Source organism: Dentiradicibacter hellwigii (assembly GCF_041770905.1).
Lineage (GTDB): Bacteria > Pseudomonadota > Gammaproteobacteria > Burkholderiales > Rhodocyclaceae > Propionivibrio > Propionivibrio hellwigii.
The window spans coordinates 426,334-444,574 of record NZ_JBEUWX010000001.1 but is presented as its reverse complement, the minus strand read 5'-3'; the positions used below and the strand labels follow the sequence as shown (position 1 = coordinate 444,574).

Genomic DNA, 18,241 nt, shown 5'->3' with positions numbered 1-18,241 from the left:
CCCCTCATTCGGTATGCGGCAGTTCGGCGTCGCAGGCCGTGCACGTCATGTCATTCTCCGCACCTTTTTCCGTTTCACTCCCGCCCGTATCTGCGGTTTTTCTCCCCATCGCCAGATCGAACAGTTCGGCGGCGAACGCCAGTCCCAGCAGCGCACTGCCGGCCGCCATGCCGATCTGCGGAATCCACAGGGGCGTTGCATCGAGGCCGGGCGAAATATCGTTGAACAGAAACGATTGGCGCACCAGCCGAACCGCATACCAGGTCAGCAGGACGGCGACCGCCAGCGCCACAACATGGCAAAAGAGATCGAGCCGGCGGCGTCCCCAATCGGGCAGGCGGTTAAGCAAAAGCGTCACGCGGATATGCTCGCCGCGCCGCAGTGTCGCCCCCAGCGACAGGAAAGCCGCAACGGCCATACAGTAACCGGCGTAGGCATCCGCACCCGGCAACGCCAATGCGGGCAGCAAGCGCCCCACAATACTCGACAGCACCGAAAGCAGCGTCAGGACCATGAAGATCCCGGCCAATCCGCCCGCAACCTGGAAAAGCCGATCAATAAAAATTCGCATGAAATGTCGAAAAAATGTTGGGAGACGCCGGCACATCAAAAAGAAGCCGAAGCAGCCGCAACACGCCCTCGGCGCGGTGCGGATGCCTCATCGAACCGCATTTGCAAAAATTCGCGAAAGAAAGCGGGCTGCAAGAAACGCCGGCGGCGGTCACTTCTTGAACGCGTCGATAACGGCCTGCCCATCCGCTCCCGTCTGCTTGATCCATTCATCGACCATCGTCTGGCCGATCTTCTCAAAATCCGCACGCAGACGCGGTGAAGGATCGGCGACGTTCATGCCATTTTTGACCAGTTGCTCGTTGTACCACTTGGTCTTTTCCTCGCACAACTTCCAACCGCGCGCCTCGGCAGCGGCAGCGGCGCTGATCACCGCATCCTGGGTCGGCTTATCCAGTTTGTCGAACGCCTTTTGGGAAACAAAGACGATATTTTTGGGCAACCAGGCGTTCGTCTTGTAGTAGTGCTTGATCTGCTCCCACACCTTGGTGTCGTACCCGGACGATCCGGAAGTAATGAACGCCGTCACCGCGCCGGTCGCCAGCGCCTGGCTCAGTTCCGCCGCCTGGATCGTCACCGGCTGCGCGCCGATCAGCTGGGCGATGCGGCTGGTATTGGGATTATAGGCACGCCATTTGACCCCCTTGAGGTCAGCCAGCGAATCGATGGGCTTGGCGCTGAAAATACCTTGCGGCGGCCACGGCACGGCGTAGAGCACCTTCAGTCCCTGTTTGGCAAAGCGCGCCTCAATCGCCGGCCGCGAGGCTTTCCAGAGTTTTTCCGAGGCTTTGTAATCCGTTGCCAGGAAAGGAATCGAATCGACGCCGTACATCGGGTCTTCATTGGAATAGCCGGAGATGATGATCTCGCCGATTTCGGCCTGACCGCCCTGCACGGCGCGCTTGATCTCGTTGCCCTTGAACAGCGAGCCGCTGTCATGAACGGTGATCTTCAACTGCCCTTTCGTTGCTTTGTCGATCTCGGAAACGAAATGGCGCACATTTTCCGTCTGATAATTTCCCGCCGGGAAAGGCGTCGGCATGTCCCACTTGGTCTGCGCCTGCGCAGCTGCGCCGAACAACACCATCACCGCGGCAGAACCCGCCGTCAGAAACTGCTTCAACATAAACGTTCCTCGTCAAAGAATGGTCCAAAAATCGGGAACCTGAAATCCGGAATCAAAAATCCCAAATCCCAACCCAAAAAACCGGAGGTAGCCGGAGATGCCCTATCCACGCGGGTTTCCGAAGGGGCGCCCTCGCCCGCCCGGCCGAGCGTACCCGCTTCCGACCGCGCCCACCGGCACAAGCAGGCGGAACGCTAATCAAACCGGCCCGTGATGTCAATGAAAAGCCGGCCATTTTGCGCCAGCGCCAGCGCCGCATAAATACCGGCACCCGGCTGGGCAGCTCAAATTTGTCAGGCACACCGACCCGAATCTCACGCTGAAAAGCGCCTCGAAATCGCCGAGGCCAACTTGAACTTTCCCATCCGATTGCGTAGTGTTCGCCATTTTTCCCGTTCTCTGAAACACAATCGATGTCTGCCATCCACGCTTCTGAACATCCGCAATCTTCCCCCGCAGCCGCCCGCATTCTCAATCGCATCGCCGCAGCGATCGGCTGCCGCAACCAGCAGGCGGAAGCTGCTGTAGCCCTGCTTGACGAAGGCGCCACCGTGCCTTTCATCGCCCGCTACCGCAAGGAAGCGACCGGCGGGCTTGACGACACGCAACTGCGCACGCTGGCCGAACGGCTGGCCTACCTGCGCGAACTGGAAGAACGCCGCGCATCGATCCTCGCCGCCATCGACGAACAGGGCGCACTGACGCCGGAGCTGGCTGCGCAGATCGACGCCGCCGAAACCAAGCAGACACTCGAAGACCTTTACCTGCCGTATAAGCCCAAGCGCCGCACCAAGGCGCAAATTGCGCGCGAGGCCGGGCTGGCGCCGCTGGCCGAAGCGCTGCTCGCCGATCCGACGCGCGCCCCGGAAGACGAAGCGGAAAAATATCTCAATGCCGAGGCTGCCGCGCTCGGCTTTACCGATGCCAAAAGTACGCTCGACGGCGCGCGGCAAATCCTCATGGAACGGTTTTCGGAAGACGCCGCCCTGCTTGGCGAACTGCGCGAATACCTTGAAACGCATGGCCTCGTCACCTCGACGGTGGCCGCAGGCAAGGAAAGCGAAGGCGCCAAATTCCGCGATTATTTCGACTACCGCGAACCGCTCGCGGCCATCCCCTCGCACCGTGCGCTGGCGCTGCTGCGCGGCCGCAACGAAGGCATGCTGCACATTGCGCTGGCGCTCGACACCGACCTGGCCGCAAACGATGCAGCGGCGCGCTCGTCCCTTTCGACCGCAACGGGAACAACGCCGAAAAGCGCCCTCCCCGCCACGGCGGCGACGATGAAAGCCGCCAACCCCTGCGAAACACGTATCGCCAGGCGCGTCGGCATCGCCGATCACGGCCGTCCGGCAGATAAATGGCTGGCCGATACCGTGCGCTGGACCTGGCGCGTCAAACTGTTCCCGCATCTTGAAGGCGAATTGATGGGGGCACTGCGCGAACGCGCCGAGGAAGAAGCCATCCGCGTCTTCGGGCGCAACCTGCACGATTTGCTACTGGCCGCGCCCGCCGGTCAGCGTCCGACGATGGGCATCGACCCCGGCATCCGCACCGGCTGCAAGGTCGCCGTCGTTGACGCCACTGGCAAGCTGCTGGAAACAGCCACTATCTACCCGCACGAACCGCGCCGCGACTGGGATGGCGCGCTGTCGACACTGGCCGCGCTGGCAAAAAAACACGCCGTTCAGCTCATCAGCATCGGCAACGGCACCGCCTCGCGCGAAACCGACCGGCTGGCCAGCGATTTGGTCAAAATGTTGCCGGAATTGCATCTGACCAAGGTCGTCGTTTCTGAAGCGGGCGCCTCGGTCTACTCGGCTTCCGAATACGCCGCGCGCGAATTTCCCGAACTGGATGTCAGCCTGCGCGGCGCGGTGTCGATTGCCCGCCGTCTGCAAGACCCGCTTGCTGAACTCGTCAAGATCGAACCCAAATCGATCGGCGTCGGCCAGTATCAGCACGATGTTAGCCAGACACGGCTGGCAAAAGCGCTCAACGCCGTCGTCGAAGACTGCGTCAACGCCGTCGGCGTTGATGTCAACACCACCTCGGTGCCCCTGCTCACGCGCGTTTCCGGCCTGAACGGCACGCTGGCAGCCAATATCGTCGCCCACCGCGACCAGCATGGCGCTTTCCCTAATCGCAGCGCGCTGCGCGAGGTGCCGCGCCTGGGCGACAAAACTTTTGAACAGGCCGCCGGCTTTCTGCGCATCACGCAGGGCGACAACCCGCTTGATGCTTCCGCCGTGCATCCGGAAGCCTACCCGCTGGTCGAGCGCATCCTCGCCGATATCCGGAAAAACATCGGCGAAGTGATTGGCGATGCCCGCCTCATTCAGTCACTGCGTGCGGAAAAATACGCCGATGAACGCTTTGGTCTGCCCACCGTGCACGATGTGCTCAAAGAATTGGAAAAACCCGGCCGCGACCCACGACCGGAATTCAAAACCGCCACTTTTCAGGACGGTGTCGAGGACATGAAGGATCTGCGCGCCGGCATGATCCTCGAAGGCGTCGTCACCAACGTCGCCAACTTTGGCGCATTCGTCGATATCGGCGTACATCAGGACGGCCTCGTGCATATTTCGGCGCTGGCCAACCGTTTCGTCAAGGACCCGCGCGAAATCGTCAAGGCGGGCGACATCGTCCGCGTCAAGGTGCTCGAAGTCGACCTGCCGCGCGGCCGCATCGCGCTCACCATGCGTCTGGACGATACGCCAGGAAATGCGGGAAATGCCGGAAACACAGGAAACGCAAGACACACGGGCGCGCCCGCCAAAGCGCAGGCACGGCAAAGCAAACGACCAGCGCACCCCGAACCGCAAAGCGCCATGGCCGCGGCGTTTGCCAAACTCAAACGCTAGCCGCCAGCCCTTGTCAACAGGGCGTTTCCGAAAAGGCGCCTGGAAACCCTTATAAACAGGGTATCTCCGGTACCCCATCCTTGAAACCCTTTATTCATAAGGCTTCCAGAGGTGCCTGCCCGCAAACGCCCTATCCACGCGGGGTTTAGAAGTGTGCCCCGAAAACCTCATAGCGGCTCGACTTTGCCAAAAGACAAGGCGGCGAGCCGCTGACAGTACGAGTAGTACGGCAAGGCGAGCCAACGCCGTATTTTGGCAAAGGAAGCCGCTATTTCAGGAACGCGGGGCGGCTTGGCGGAATCAAGGGCTTGATTGTTTGAGCGCAAGCGAGTTAATCAAGCCCGCCGACAAGCGGCCCGCGACAAGGAGTTTTCTGCGCCTCGGGGTCGCCTTTCTTTGCTGACTTTCTTTGGCGGGGCAAAGAAAGTCAGCGGGGCGCGCTGCCGCTCAGCGCAACGGCATTAAGAGGAGTTCTGTGAGTGGAAGTCAGCGCGCAGGCTTTGGCAATTCCTATATTTAAAGTATCTCAGGGCACCTGCCCGCTAGCCCGCATTTCTCACACTCTCACGGTTCGGCCCCCGTTGGCGCGGTTTTTTCCTTCACGCGTCGCCGTGACCGCGAGGATTCAGGCCCGCGAGCGGCCAATGGAGTGCAGGCGGGTGAGGTTCTGCGAGCGGTCAGGTGCGTTGAGGGGGCAAGCGGCGCTGTTTGGGCATGAGACCGCCTCGCGCGAACGGGAGCGCGATCGGATCAGCAGGGCCACGGTGGCGTGGCGGATCAGCCGGGGGCGAGTCTGGCCTGGGCCAGGCGCCAGGTGGTCTGGAACGGATGACTGCTGGCCATGCTGACATGGATGCGGCGCACGCTGATCTTGACCCGTGCGCCGATCTTGAGCAGTTTCAGGCGCAGGCTCTCGCAGGTGGCCTCGGCCAGTTCGGTGCCAGCCAGCCCGATGCGGCGCAGCGCTTCGAGCATGACGTAGGCGAAGGAGGCGAACCACAGCCGCAGCTGATTGGCCCGCATCGTCGCCGTTGAGGTGCGATCGGCGAACAGGTGTAGCTGGCACTCCTTGATGCGGTTCTCCATTTCGCCTCGGGCGCAGTACAGCGCCTCGTACAGTTCGCGTGCCGGCCAGCGCTGAGCGTCCAGGCTGGTGACGATGAAGCGCGGATTGGCCTTGCCCGGCAGCTGCTCGGCCTTGCCGACGACCCGCCGGGCGCACGACCAGCTGTCAAGGGTGCGGTAGGTGAAGTCGCGAAACCGCCGTGCGGGCTTGCCGGTCTGGGTGCATTCGGCCTGCGCCTGGCTCATCTCGGTTTCGATCTGGGCCTTGAGCCGGTCGTTCTTGGCCAGCCCGAAGACGAAGTCGATGTGCGTCTGCTCGCACCAACTCATCAAGGCATCGCGCGCAAAGCCCGAGTCGGCACGCAGCACGATGCGCACCTCCGGCCAGTGGCGGCGGATCTGGGTGACGATGCGTTCGAGTTCATCGATGCTGCCCGCCGAGGCATCCGTGTTGGCCCGGCGCAGCTTGGCGGCGAGCAGATGTCGGCCGCAGAAGATGTACAGCGGCAGGTAGCAGTAGCCGCCGTAGTAACCATGGAAGAAACGCCCTTCCTGCTGGCCGTGCAGCGGGTCGTCGGTGGCGTCCAGATCGAGGATGATCTCGTCAGGTGCCTGCTCGTGCGCCTCAATGAAGCACGCGACGAACAGCGACTCGAAGGCCGCCGGATCGTGAGCGATCTTGTGATAGCGCGAACCGTCCTTGGTGTCGGGGGCATGTTCGAGCCGGTTCAAGGTCGACTTGCCCGCCAGCGGCTCGCAGCCCTTGCGCCGAGCGCTGAGCTTACCGGCCAGCGTGGCCAGTACCGGGTCACGGCGCAATTGATCGTGATCGTTCAGGTCCTCGTAGCCCAGCGCGATCCCCACGATCCGTTGCATCACCAACGTGTGCACCGTGTGTTCGATCAGCTCCGGATCGCGCCCATCCTCGAAGCAGGCCGCCACCCGTTCGGTCAGCCGCAAGGTGCGATCGACCTCGCGCAGCAACAGCGCGCCCGCATCCGAACTGATCTGCCCTCCGTCGAAATCCACCGCCACCTGGCGGCCATCAATACGCTTCGCGCATGGGCTGACTACGGTACACTGTGTCGGCATCGCGGCTTCCTCAGAGATATGGTTAAGTCGTTCTCGCAAAAAAACTTTCTCATATCTCCGGCCGCGATGCACCTTCTATCTGTGAGAAATGCGGGCTAGCCCGCGTATTTAGGGCATCTCCGAGGGGTATGCCCTGAAACCCTTATAAATAGGGCGTTTCAGAGGTGCCTGCCCGGAAACGCCCTATCCATACGGAGTTGCGGGCAGCACTTTTTAAAAACCGACAATCTATAGCGGCTCGACTTTGCCAAAAGACAAGGCGACGAGCCGCAGACCGTACATTTAGTACGGCAAGGCTAGGTCAACACAGTAACGCCGTATTTTGGCAAAGGAAGCCGCTATTTCAGCGGGGCGCCCAGCGTGTCCTGGTTGAACCCGCGCCGGGGCGCTGCTTGAAGCCGCCGGGCGATTGCGCTACTTTTGCAGCCGATGACAAGCTGCCCGCCGTGCTGGCGTTACGCCACGGCAAGGCAGTCGCAGACAAACCGATGGCATGAGACACCAACCGAATGTTCAAGATTTACGGCATCAAAAATTGCAGCACGATGAAAAAAGCCTTCGCCTGGCTGGATGCGCGGGGAATTGCCTACGAATTCATCGACTACAAAAAGGCGGGCGTCGCCGGCACGTGCCTGCCCGACTGGAATCGCCGCGTCGGCTGGCAGACGCTGCTCAACACGCGCGGCCAGACGTGGCGGAAGCTCAGTAAAGCTGAACGCGCCCATCTCGACGAGGCTGGCGCGCTGGCGCTGATGGCGCGTTACCCGACGCTTATCCGGCGGCCGGTGCTCGACACCGGTAAGACGCTGCTCGTCGGCTTTACGCCGGAGACTTATGCCCAGGCCCTGCCGGAGAAACCGGCGGAATGACGAACGGAGAAGCAACCATGACCACCGATTGCGTACAGCGCTTTCTTTTCGAGGAACTCGACATCCGCGGCGCCATCGTGCGCCTGGAGGCCGTCTGGGCGCAACTGCTGGCGCGGCGCGATTATCCGCCGCGCGTCATCGAGCTGCTGGGCGAGATGGGCGCAACCACCGTATTGCTCGCCGACAACCTCAAGCAGCCCGGCCGCCTGACGATCCAGTTACGCGGCAACGGCCCCCTGCCGCTGCTCGTCATTGATTGCAGCGAATCGCTGAATTTACGCGCCATGGCGCAGGTCGGCGAAGCGATCGGGCGCGATGCGCCGCTCGCTGATCTGCTCGGCCACGGGCAACTGTTGTTCTCGCTCGAAACTGCGGCGATGCGCGCCCCCTATCAAAGCGTCGTCCCTTTGGCCGGCGACAGTATTGCCGCCCTCTTCGAACACTATCTGGCGCAGTCCGAGCAACTCACCACGCGTTTTTTCCTGGCCGCTTCGGCACAAGGCGCCGCCGGGCTGTTCATCCAGAAAATGCCGACGACCGACGCACGCGATGCCGACGGCTGGGCGCGTATCGAAGCCCTGGCGGGCACCGCCACGCCGGAAGAACTGAACGCGCTGCCCGCCGAAACGCTGCTCACCCGCCTGTTCCACGAAGAGACTGTGCGCCTCTTTCCTCCCCGGGCGGTCACGCATGACTGGCCGATGGACTGGGACAAAGTGCGCAATATTCTGCGCACGCTCGGCCGTCAGGACATTTACAGCGCGCTCAAGGAAAACGGCGTGCTCGTTATCCGCGACGACCTTGCCAACCACGAATACCGCTTCGACAAGGCTGACATCGACTCGCTCTTTGGCAACGTGCCGGAAACGCCGCCTTCGATACATTAAGCGGGGCGATCGACGCGAGGATTTTGCCGAACGCACCTCATTTGCCATTGGCCATTCACCCTTTGCCCGCCCGTCGTGGCATTCCTAGCATTCGTGGCATGCGAGCCGTTCATGACATTCGTGCCATTCGTGCGGCCACCGTGCCGCAGCGGGCGCGGGGCTGCCTTTTGTCCGTCGATCTGACACACGCCGGCCTCAGCCCAGGCGCTACCGGAACAACCTCAACGCAATGAATAGACTGCGGCCAACGATGATCGACATTGCCGCCAACGACGAAACATCCGGTAGGTCGTCAAAAAACCGGCGCTAAGCAGCATGGCCCAGACGCGCTGCGCATAGAAAAAAACAGCGCATCCGCCGCCGGGCTGATACGCTGAAATACCATGATCCGCAGGTAGTGGCCGATCCCGGCAGAAAGCCCCAGACCGATCATCAGGCAGCAAACCGTCCGGCACAGCCCAGTCCGCCTACCAGGTGGCGCTGGCGACGGATCAGGCCAACCCGTCCGGTATAAAAAGGCATCGTCACCAAATTTCCCGTACTGCTGAACCGGCGCGTCAAAATCCGGGACAGGCTGTAGCAAACTACACCCGGCAAGGGGGAAACACGGCCGGATCGAACACCGGCGCACCGGGGCGGATGATCAACAGGACGCCGGCAAAGCCCAACGCGGGGCGGCCCATTGGATTTTCTCGGCGCTTTCCCTGAGCCGCGGCGCGGAAAGAGCCGTAATCGCCGTAATCAGCAAAGGGCGGAAAGAAATAATCGCCGTCGTCTCAGCAAGCGGAATACGGCGCCGGCCAAACATCACCAGAAAAGACACGGAAACCAGCATCAGCGCGCACAACGCCTGGAGCAGCGGCCGTCGGCTGCGCAGCAGCCTTTTTCCATACGCGCACCGAAAAACGCCGCCATCCGCAGCACATGCAGGCACGACGCACCCCAAGCAGTTGAGCAACGGGGTAGCGCGGGCAAGGCATCTGGAAAGCGCATCACACGGGGCGAAAAGCAGCGTAGCCGCCAGCACCAGAGCCATCGCCGGCCGACTGGCCACGCCGAAAGGCGAGCCAGAGGCAACATCAGACATCGCGCCGGATGCGGCGGCGTTTATCAGGCTACCGCTATGTGCATGTCCACTGCCCTGGCCATGTGCACCGATCGTTGCCATGCGCTTGCTACGCGGCCATTTTCCGGGCCGCCTTCTGGGGTACGCGCCAGGGCGCTTTCCATCACGTTCCGCCAGGTGTTGGCGGGAGCACTCGTCGTCTTGCCCGCCGTCTGCCGGTTGGGTCAGTTTATGGAGTCACCACTGATTCATCACGCCGTCCGTCACCACCTGATGCGCGGCAATGCTGTCCGCCAGATGGTTGACGAAAGCGCGCACCTTGGCCGACAGATTCTTTCTGACCGGATAGACCACGTAGATATCCGCCGCCGGCAGCACCCAGTCCGGCAGCAGCAGTTGTAGCTTGCCCGAGCGGATATAGGGCGCCACGTGCCATTCCGAACGCTCGAGAATCCCCAGGCCGCGCAACGCCATGGCGACCGCCGCATCCCCGTCATTGGTGACGACTGCGCCGCGTACTTTGACCGTTTCCTCTTCCGTGCCGTTACTCAGGCGCCAGGCGCCGACAGCGGCATTCGTCTGATGGATGACGATGCACTTGTGTTGGCGCAGTTCGTTCGGCGTGGCGGGCACGCCGTATTTTTCGAGATAGGCCGGCGCCGCGCAGAGATAGCGGCGGTTCGAGGCAATCTTGCGGGCGACGACCCGCGCATCCGGCACATGCCCGAAACGCACGCAGACATCGAAGCCTTCCTCGACCAGATTGATCGGCCGATCGGTCAGGCGCAACTGCACCTCCACTTCGGGATAGGCCTGCAGAAATTCGGCGACGATCGGCGTCACATACTCACGACCGAAGCCGAAACTCGCATTGACGCGCAGCAGGCCGCGCGGTACGGAATGGCCGCTGGAAACGCGCTGTTCCAGCTCGCCCAGATCGTCGAGAATCCGCCGACCTTCCTCTAAATACAGCTCGCCTTCATACGTCAGCGACACGCGGCGCGTCGTCCGGTTGAGCAGACGGATCCCCAGGCGATTTTCCAGCAGCGCCAGCCGACGGCTGACCGCAGGCGGCGTTACATCCAGCTCGCGGGCGGCAGAAGTCAGATTGCCGTGCCGAACCAGCAGCGCAAAAAAAGCAATATCAGAAAGCGCATCCATTATTAAAATAAACTTAATAAAAAATTTCCGTTGTGTTTATTGTAAACGAAGAAAAAACGGATAGACTCCTTGCCATTCGAACTTCCTGAAGTTTCCTGAAGTCCGCTTCCGGCCAAATGCCATAGTCTGAACACAGTCTGAAGCGTACCGCAAGGAGATACCTTTACCGAGGATCTATCATGAAAATCCGCATCGTTCGCTCCGTTCTGATTCTTGCCTACATCATCGGCCTCGGTCTGGCGACGACGCTGGTCAATCACGCGCCCGACCATCACGCGGCAGATAGCGAGATTCTCGAACACAACGCCCACTGACAGCCGTCGGCAATCTGTCAGCGATGACAGGCATGGCCACCGCCTCGACAAACGCTACGGCAGCCAGTATTTTCAACACTTTCCAGACATTCCAGACGTATTCTTCATCATCCATGTACCCCAATCGGCCCGCCCTGAAAGATTTTTGCCACGTGTACCTGTTGGGGCTATGGGCGACGTTTTGGCCTTGCCCATAGCCCTTATTTTCAGGCCTGTCGGTTCAGGTATTTCACCTCTCCTCTTTTGCACCTCCTTTGCCCCCTTTTCAGGGGGCATTTTTATTTGTCTTTCTCATTACTTTCCCCTCGTTTTTTGCGCCTTTTCAGGCGTTCAGGCGTTTGTACCCTTCACTTTTTTCTTTTTCCATCGTCTCGCGGTCGGCAAGAAATCCATGCAGGCTGATTGAGACGGCCTGACGATACACGCTGGTCTGACCGCCCGATCCGTCGGGTCTGCATGCTCACCGAGACACATCCGGCCACCGACAGCCAATCGGGGAACAATCGGGTAAATCTGCCGGCGGTCAAAAATAGCGCCGCCTGTCACGGTCACCGCCTCTGCAGCCCGCGTCAATTAGGCTTTTGCGGGCAGGTCTACCAATCGCCAATAACGCTACGGTACATCGTAAACGGTAGGCAAAACCAAACGGCACGTTGCGCAGTGCCGAAGCGAGCCAGGATCGCAACGGCACGACGATCGGTGCTGTCATGTTGATCGCCGCCGGTAGCCAGTCGGGTAAATCTGCCGGCGGTCAAAAATAGCGCCGCCTATCACGATCATCACCTCTGTAGCCCGCGTCAATTGGGCGTTTGCGGGCAGGTCTGCCAATCGCCAATAACGCTACGGTACATCGTAAACGGTAAGGCAAAACCAAACTTTACGGCGTCGTTGCAGACTTCCCGCCGACTTGCGCCTTTCGCGCGCTTGTGGCTGTTTATGGCCGCTTAGGGCATTTGCCAGTAACGTCGGCGAACCTGCCGCCACGACGAGACTTCGGCGCGCGCCGCCAGCCGTATATGTATTGCGCCGCCGGTATCGGTTCGCCAGATCCGGCTGCCCCGCGCGGCGTAGCGCGCCAGTGTTTCCGCATGCGGATGCCCGAAAGCATTGCGGTATCCCGCCGAAAACACGGCTTCATGTGCGTCGACAGCCGCGAGAAAAGGCCGTGTCGACGATCTGCGGCTGCCGTGATGCGGGGCAACGATGACCTCGCTGCGCAACGTCGGAGGCGCTGACAGCAAGCCTTTTGCCGACGTGCCGTTCGCCGCATCCGCCGTCGGGCGTATCTCTGCATCGGTGCCCTCTTTCCTGTTTTTTTCTTCGCTTCTTTTTTCACTCTCCCCGCCTTTTCGCTTCGCTTCGCGCACCAGCAGCCGGGCTTCCGCCGCCGCGTCGATGTCGCCGGTCAGCAAGGCTCGGCTTCCGGCGGCCTCAATCTTCAGCACGCAGCTCAAATGATTCGGCTGGGCCGATGTGTCGGCATACACGGCTTCATCCGGATGCAGGAGAGAAAATCGCACGCCGTCCCACGTCCAATGCTGCCCCGATGCGCAGGCTTCGCCGCCAAAAGCAGCCGGCGCCGAAGAGAGCAGGCGCGCGACCGGCAGCGACGCCTGAATCGAAGCCAATCCCCCCGCATGGTCGGTATCGCTGTGCGAAATGACCAGCGCGTCGAGCCGTCCGATACCCGCCGCACGCAGAAACGGCGCCACAACGCGCTGCCCGGCATCCGCCTCGGCGCTGTAACGCGGTCCGGCATCGTAGAGCAGATTGTGCGTCGCCGTGCGCACGGTGACCGCCAATCCCTGCCCGACATCCAGCACATCGACCCAGGCTTCGCCCGCCGGCGGCCTCGGCGCCTGCCAGAGCAGTGCCGGCAAGAGCAACAGGCTGCCCAGCCAGCGTGCCGGAAAACCGCGCGGCAACAGTAGCCAAGCGACACCGCCCAGCGCCAGCAATATCGCCCACAGCGGCGGTGCGGGCTGTTGCCAGACCGGCCAGGCGGACAATTCGTGCAGCACGGCCATCAACTGCGCCAGCAGCCAGTGATCGGCGTGTAACAGCCATGACCAGGGCAATACGGCGCAAAGCAGCGTCAACGGCGTAATCAGCAGGCTGACGATGGGGATCGCCAGAGCATTGGCCAGCGGGGAGACCAGCGAAAACTGCTGGAAGAAGAGCAGCAGCAAAGGCAGCCCCGCAACCGTCACCGCCCACTGCGCCGCGCCCCAATGCAGCGCCAGCGCACGCCAACGCGCGACTCCGGCAGGCCGCTCAGGCTGCCTGAGGCGCGTGCCGCCCGCATACAGCAATGCGGCGACCGCGCCAAACGAGAGCCAAAAACCGATAGACAGCACAGCCCACGGATCGATGAGCAATACGACGAACAGCGCCGCCAGCAAAATTCTGCCGGAACCGAAATTACGGCCGGAACACAGGGCAAGCACCGCCACGCTCAACATGTACAGCGTCCGTTGCACCGGCACCTCGAAGCCCGCCAGCAAGGCATACGCACAGGCGACCAGCCCGCCCGCCAGCAAAGCGGCTTTGGGCGCGGGCACACGCAGCATCAGGCACTCGCTGCGCCGCCACAGCCAGCCCACCAGCCCCGCGAACAAGGCCGCCAGCATCGTCACATGCAGGCCGCTGATCGACACCAGATGCGTCACGCCCGTGCGGTTGAAAAGCGTCCATTGCGCACTGGGAATCGCGCGCTGATCGCCGATGGCCAGCGCCACCAGCACGCCGCGATACGGCGCATCGGGCAGTGCGGCAACAAAGCGGTCACGCACCGCCTCGCGCAGGCGCTCGACCAGATAACCGGGACGCACGACGAAAGCATCGAGCCGCTTATTGCCGCCGCCAACACCGCTGTCGGCGCTATTGCCCGCCCGCTTGTCCGGCCTCACCGCGCCCAGTGCACGAATATTGCGCTCCAGCAGCCATGCCTCGTAATCGAAGCCCTGCGGATTGGCATTGCCGTGCGGACGCCGTAAGCGCACGGTCAGCCGCCAGCGTTCGCCCGGGTGCAAACGTCCACCGGCCGCCCGTGCCGGCGACGCAGACGGATTCACCGCCCCCAACGGGTCGGAAGCGTCATCAGTCGCCCGATGGGTGGTCGCGGGCGGAGCAAGAGCAACATCGGCAGTCTGGCTGATAGGAGAACGAGCGACGGGATTGACGCCTAAATCCTTGTCCGAATCCGCGCCCGAATCTGCGCCAGAATCTGCGGCCGCCGCCGTAGCCGATAGCGAAGCGGCAACCGGTGCCACAGCCGGTTTTTCTCCCTGTTCCGCGCCTGAATTCACAGTATGCACGCGCGCAGTGCGCACTGCCTCGGCGGACGGATTCTCTGCGCCATTATCGTCCCTGCGCCGGCTATTTTCCCCATCGCCTTCCTGGCGTCTGTTTTCTCCCAAGGCACGTGCATCACGCCCGGAACGCTCGTCATACCAGGTCAACTGGAGGTGTTTTGGCACATGCGCGCCGAGTGTCTGCACCGACTCGACCGTCAACTCGAAACGCTCGCCCCGCGCAAAACGATGCGGCAAAGCGGAGACGATGCCCGTCAGCGTCACATCGCGCCCTTCCCACTCGGCCGGCAGGGCATCCGCCAAACGCAGATGCGCCCGCCAGCCGGCCCAGGCAAAACCCAGCGTAAAAGCGAGCAGCGCAAAACCAACGCCAAGTAAAGCCATGCGCTCCGGCATAAACGGCCGGCGCGCCTTGCCTGGCGCCTCGCCCAGACGCGCCTGACCTGACGCGCGCTTTCCGCGCATGCTCATGACGCCCGCCAACACAGCGGTGCCCGCCACGCCCGCCAGAAGCAGAATCATCGCCAGCGAAGGCAGATGCGCCTGCATTTGCAGGCAGAGAACACCCGCGGCGAAGGACAGGATGGCGAACTTGGAGAATTGCATAAATCTGATAAAAATGAATATCTTATCGTCAAATTATGAGCCGATGGAAAGCCCGTTTAGCACGGCGACGGAGCGATGCCCGGCGTACCCGCCCCCGCGCGCTCGCACACTCGCACTTCCTCGCCGATGCCGAGCCGCCTTGAACTCCTGTGCCTGCACACCCGCGCACATCTCGATTTTGCCTCGGTACAGCGCGGTAATCCGCTGCACACCCGTGAACCTGCGCTCAACTCCGCTCAAGGAATGCCTTTTGTGTGCATACACCCCGGTTCAAGCCGCTTTTCTCCGAGTCCGACATCGCATCAAAGAATATAAGCGCTTGTTTTACCACGTATTTGTACGGAAAACATATACGGAACCACCAGAACAATCTGCCGTCCGGCTCCTCTTGGCGGCAACGCTATAGGCACAAATACCCTGCAATAAAGCCACATCCGTCAGATTTTTTTACTCATCATCACCCAGGTCTTGATTTGAGGAGCAATTCCCCGATATATGATGGCAATGGTTATGCGCTCAAAGGTTCGGGCACACAAGGCCATTACGTGCAAATTACGACGGTACGCTGGCTTCTCAGGCCTGCCGTTGCAATATTGGCAATACTGTAATCCATCATTAAATTTCATATTGATTGGATCAATGAACCAGCTTGTTGGGGTACATCATGCATCTGAAAACCCGAATACAAATCATCGTCACCGCTTCCCTGCTCGGGCTCCTCGTCATATCGGGCTTCGGCCTTTATACGATCCGGCACAATCTGTATGAAGAACGGCGTTCGCATATCAACCAATCGCTCGATTTTGCCGATTCGCTGATCAAGCACTACCACGCGCTGGAAGTCAGCGGCAAGATGAGCAGTGAAGATGCGCAGCGGCACGCCATCGAAGCAATCAACGCGCAACGGCAAGGCGTTCGCAACTATTACTTCATCCGTGACTATGCGAGCGACCGATTCATCCAGCACCCCATCCAAAGCCGCATAGGCAAAATAGACGACGGCGGCAAGCTGCCGGACGGGCGCACCGTCACCGAAGCCTATCGCGAAGGCTTGAAAACAAGCACCAACAATAAAGCCTATCTTGAACTGGATACCCTCAAGCCGGGCGAGCCGGAATACCTCCGTTTCCCGAAACTCAACGGCGTGCTGAAATTCGACCCTTGGGGATGGATCGTCGGCATCGGCTTCTTCATCGACGATATCGACGCGCGTTTCTGGCAGCAAGCGGCCTACTACCTGGGAGCCAGCAGCGTGCTGCTGGCTTTCGTGGCGATTTTCGCCTTCCGTATGCGCACCGACATTCTCAGGCAGCTGGGCGGCGAACCCTATGAGGCCGCCGAAAACATGCGAAGAATTGCCGAGGGCGACCTTCATATCAGCATTCACCTCGCCGAAGATGACGACTCCAGCATGATGGCCTCGCTCAAGCTGATGCAGATGAAGCTGATCAACATTACGGCAGCCATTCAAGAAAACAGCGACGCCCTATCCAAACAGATGGCCGCCATCGACGTGGCAACGCGCAATTATGTTGAAACGCGTTCCCTAGACGCCCTGCCGCCGCTGCTGCTGGCGATCAATAAAGTCCATAGAATCGTCGGCGCGCTGAATAAGTCGATTGCCCGCTTCAAACTTTAGCGTGGAAAATCATCAAACCGATTGACAACGCATGCAGCCCATCCGATCATTCAGAAACGCGGGAGGAAAATATGAATCCATCGGCAGTTTTGCGTGTCACCGAAAAAGGCGCAGAAGAAATAGCGCGCCATACTGTTGGGCTGGGGCTCCGGCAACGAGGCATCATGCTATTGCTGAGCAAGCCCCGAACTTTGCAAGATCTGCTGCATAAATCGGTACTCCCCACCGAGGAATCGTACACCATCCTCCATGAGTTGATGCGGGACGGCTTCATTACCCAGGATGACGGCACGGCGCCCGTGCCGTCTGCAGCACCGCCCGTACATACCGGCATGGCGGCGCATACGGCAAATGGCGTTGCCCCCGCTATGCCGGCAGCCGGAGCGAGAACCGCGCACGCCCGCGATGAATGGCACATTCATGATGAGGCCATCATTTCCGAAGCAAGATTCCTGCTGGTCGATTTCTGCATGGATTGCTTCGGCACGCAGGCACAAACGCTGATCGACCGCTTCCGTACCTGCAAGACGCAGACCGAGCTGTCCGCGCAGACGAAAGACTTGGCGACATTGATCAGCCAACGTCAACCGGCAAAACTGGCGGCGCTGCGCGATATTATCCGCACGATCAACGAGTCAGCCTGAAAAAATTACCCACGCGCCGGCAGCCATTGCCGGATGCGCGCAGCAGATATGGCGCATGGCTGGAACCCGCGTAAACAGGCGGCTACAGCGGCGCTGCACCCCAGGCGGAACGGGCCTTTCCGGCAAGGCCGTCAATGCATCTACCCGGAACGTTCCTGCCGTTTTTTCGTTTTGTCGTTCGATCGTTCCGATCCCGCCTGCCCCACCTGCACACCTGCCCCACCTGTTCCATTTCTTGTCAGCCCTTCATCCACCCGACTCGTAAGACTCGTAACGCCGATCAATTCAGCTTCCGCGGCATCGGCCTCCCCTGACCGGCGAACGCCGTGCGTTCGAGCAACACGCCGCAGCCAGCGCGCGGCAGCCATTGCGCCGCGCAACGGCCCGGCGATCTTTCACCGGCGCACCGGCGTACACGGAAATCGGCAGCAGCGAAGCAACCGCCGACCTTGCCTTTCACCTACGCACCGGCGCTCATGGGGCTTGAAAAGCCCAAACACATCCCTATCTTGTTGTCAACGCCGCACCCCCTGCGGAAACCATCTGAAAGGAGAATGGAATGTATCGAACCCTGTTTGCCGGCGACCTGTTCGCCGACCTGGCCCGCCTGCAACACCAGCTATTGCGCCATGCCGGCCCGACCACCCCGCTGCGCGGCATCGGACGCAGCGGTTTTCCGGCGCTCAATGTCGGCACGACGCCGACAAGCGTGGAAATCTACGCCTTTGCGCCGGGGCTTGACCCGGCCAGTATCGATGTTTCGATCGAACGCGGCGTGCTGACGCTGTCGGGCGAACGCGGCAGCGAACTGCCCCAGGCGGATGCGAAAGCGGCAACGCATATCAACGAGCGCATCAGCGGCACTTACCGCCGCGCCATCAGTCTGCCTGACGATATCGATCCGGAAAGCGCCTCGGCCGCCTACAAGGACGGCGTGCTGCACGTCAGCATTCAGCGCCGTGCCGCCTCGATGCCGCGTCGCGTCGAAATCACTGAAAAAAGCTGAAGAAAGGAAAACATC

Annotated in this window: 13 protein-coding genes; 7 read left to right on the top strand and 6 right to left on the bottom strand. The window is 61.1% G+C overall.

The annotated features are described in order from the left end of the window. Nucleotides 1-4 precede the first annotated feature (4 nt). Together ABCS64_RS01990 and ABCS64_RS01985 are read right to left on the bottom strand one after the other, a co-directional pair. Nucleotides 5-571: a TRAP transporter small permease gene (locus tag ABCS64_RS01990; RefSeq protein WP_418890263.1), complete on the bottom strand. Its 567-nt coding sequence runs from the start codon at nt 569-571 to the stop codon at nt 5-7. A gap of 150 nt (nt 572-721) precedes the next feature. Next, nucleotides 722-1,696, bottom strand: coding sequence for a TRAP transporter substrate-binding protein (locus ABCS64_RS01985; protein ID WP_418890262.1), 975 nt, complete (start codon nt 1,694-1,696; stop codon nt 722-724). 413 nt (nt 1,697-2,109) lie between these two features. On the opposite strand from ABCS64_RS01985, the gene ABCS64_RS01980 reads away from it, so the two are divergent. Then, entirely contained in the window at nt 2,110-4,563 is a 2,454-nt protein-coding gene (locus ABCS64_RS01980; RefSeq protein ID WP_418890261.1) for a Tex family protein, read from the top strand. A gap of 777 nt (nt 4,564-5,340) precedes the next feature. Here the strand turns inward: ABCS64_RS01980 and ABCS64_RS01975 are convergent. Next, entirely contained in the window at nt 5,341-6,720 is a 1,380-nt protein-coding gene (locus ABCS64_RS01975; RefSeq protein WP_418889980.1) for an IS1380 family transposase, read from the bottom strand. 509 nt (nt 6,721-7,229) lie between these two features. On the opposite strand from ABCS64_RS01975, the gene ABCS64_RS01970 reads away from it, so the two are divergent. Both ABCS64_RS01970 and hslO read left to right on the top strand, forming a co-directional pair. Beyond that, complete coding sequence (locus ABCS64_RS01970; RefSeq protein WP_418890260.1) at nt 7,230-7,589, top strand: arsenate reductase; 360 nt, start codon at nt 7,230-7,232, stop codon at nt 7,587-7,589. Nucleotides 7,590-7,606: 17 nt separating this feature from the next. Next, nucleotides 7,607-8,476, top strand: a complete 870-nt coding sequence (gene hslO, locus ABCS64_RS01965) for an Hsp33 family molecular chaperone HslO (RefSeq protein ID WP_418890259.1) — start codon at nt 7,607-7,609, stop codon at nt 8,474-8,476. Between the two features lie 643 nt (nt 8,477-9,119). On the opposite strand, the gene ABCS64_RS01960 is transcribed toward hslO, so the two are convergent. Both ABCS64_RS01960 and ABCS64_RS01955 read right to left on the bottom strand, forming a co-directional pair. Continuing rightward, the gene (locus tag ABCS64_RS01960; RefSeq protein ID WP_418890258.1) at nt 9,120-9,644 is read right to left on the bottom strand and encodes a hypothetical protein; all 525 of its coding nucleotides are present in this window, start codon (nt 9,642-9,644) and stop codon (nt 9,120-9,122) included. Between the two features lie 135 nt (nt 9,645-9,779). Next, on the bottom strand, nt 9,780-10,703 hold the full coding sequence (locus ABCS64_RS01955) for a LysR family transcriptional regulator (protein WP_418890257.1): 924 nt from the start codon (nt 10,701-10,703) through the stop codon (nt 9,780-9,782). Nucleotides 10,704-10,882: 179 nt separating this feature from the next. Between ABCS64_RS01955 and ABCS64_RS01950 the strand changes: the two genes are divergently transcribed. Further along, nucleotides 10,883-11,017 carry a hypothetical protein gene (locus ABCS64_RS01950; protein WP_418890256.1) on the top strand — a complete coding sequence of 45 codons (135 nt, stop codon included), beginning with the start codon at nt 10,883-10,885 and terminating at the stop codon, nt 11,015-11,017. A 944-nt stretch (nt 11,018-11,961) separates the two neighbouring features. Here the strand turns inward: ABCS64_RS01950 and ABCS64_RS01945 are convergent. Next, nucleotides 11,962-14,937: a DNA internalization-related competence protein ComEC/Rec2 gene (locus ABCS64_RS01945; RefSeq protein WP_418890255.1), complete on the bottom strand. Its 2,976-nt coding sequence runs from the start codon at nt 14,935-14,937 to the stop codon at nt 11,962-11,964. A 664-nt stretch (nt 14,938-15,601) separates the two neighbouring features. Here ABCS64_RS01945 and ABCS64_RS01940 point away from each other — a divergent pair. The 3 genes from ABCS64_RS01940 (at nt 15,602) to ABCS64_RS01930 (ending at nt 18,226) form a co-directional block, all read left to right on the top strand. Next, nucleotides 15,602-16,576, top strand: coding sequence for a cache domain-containing protein (locus ABCS64_RS01940; RefSeq protein WP_418890254.1), 975 nt, complete (start codon nt 15,602-15,604; stop codon nt 16,574-16,576). A gap of 71 nt (nt 16,577-16,647) precedes the next feature. After that, nucleotides 16,648-17,220 carry a hypothetical protein gene (locus tag ABCS64_RS01935; protein WP_418890253.1) on the top strand — a complete coding sequence of 191 codons (573 nt, stop codon included), beginning with the start codon at nt 16,648-16,650 and terminating at the stop codon, nt 17,218-17,220. A gap of 559 nt (nt 17,221-17,779) precedes the next feature. Further along, nucleotides 17,780-18,226, top strand: a complete 447-nt coding sequence (locus ABCS64_RS01930; protein ID WP_418890252.1) for an Hsp20/alpha crystallin family protein — start codon at nt 17,780-17,782, stop codon at nt 18,224-18,226. Nucleotides 18,227-18,241 lie beyond the last annotated feature (15 nt).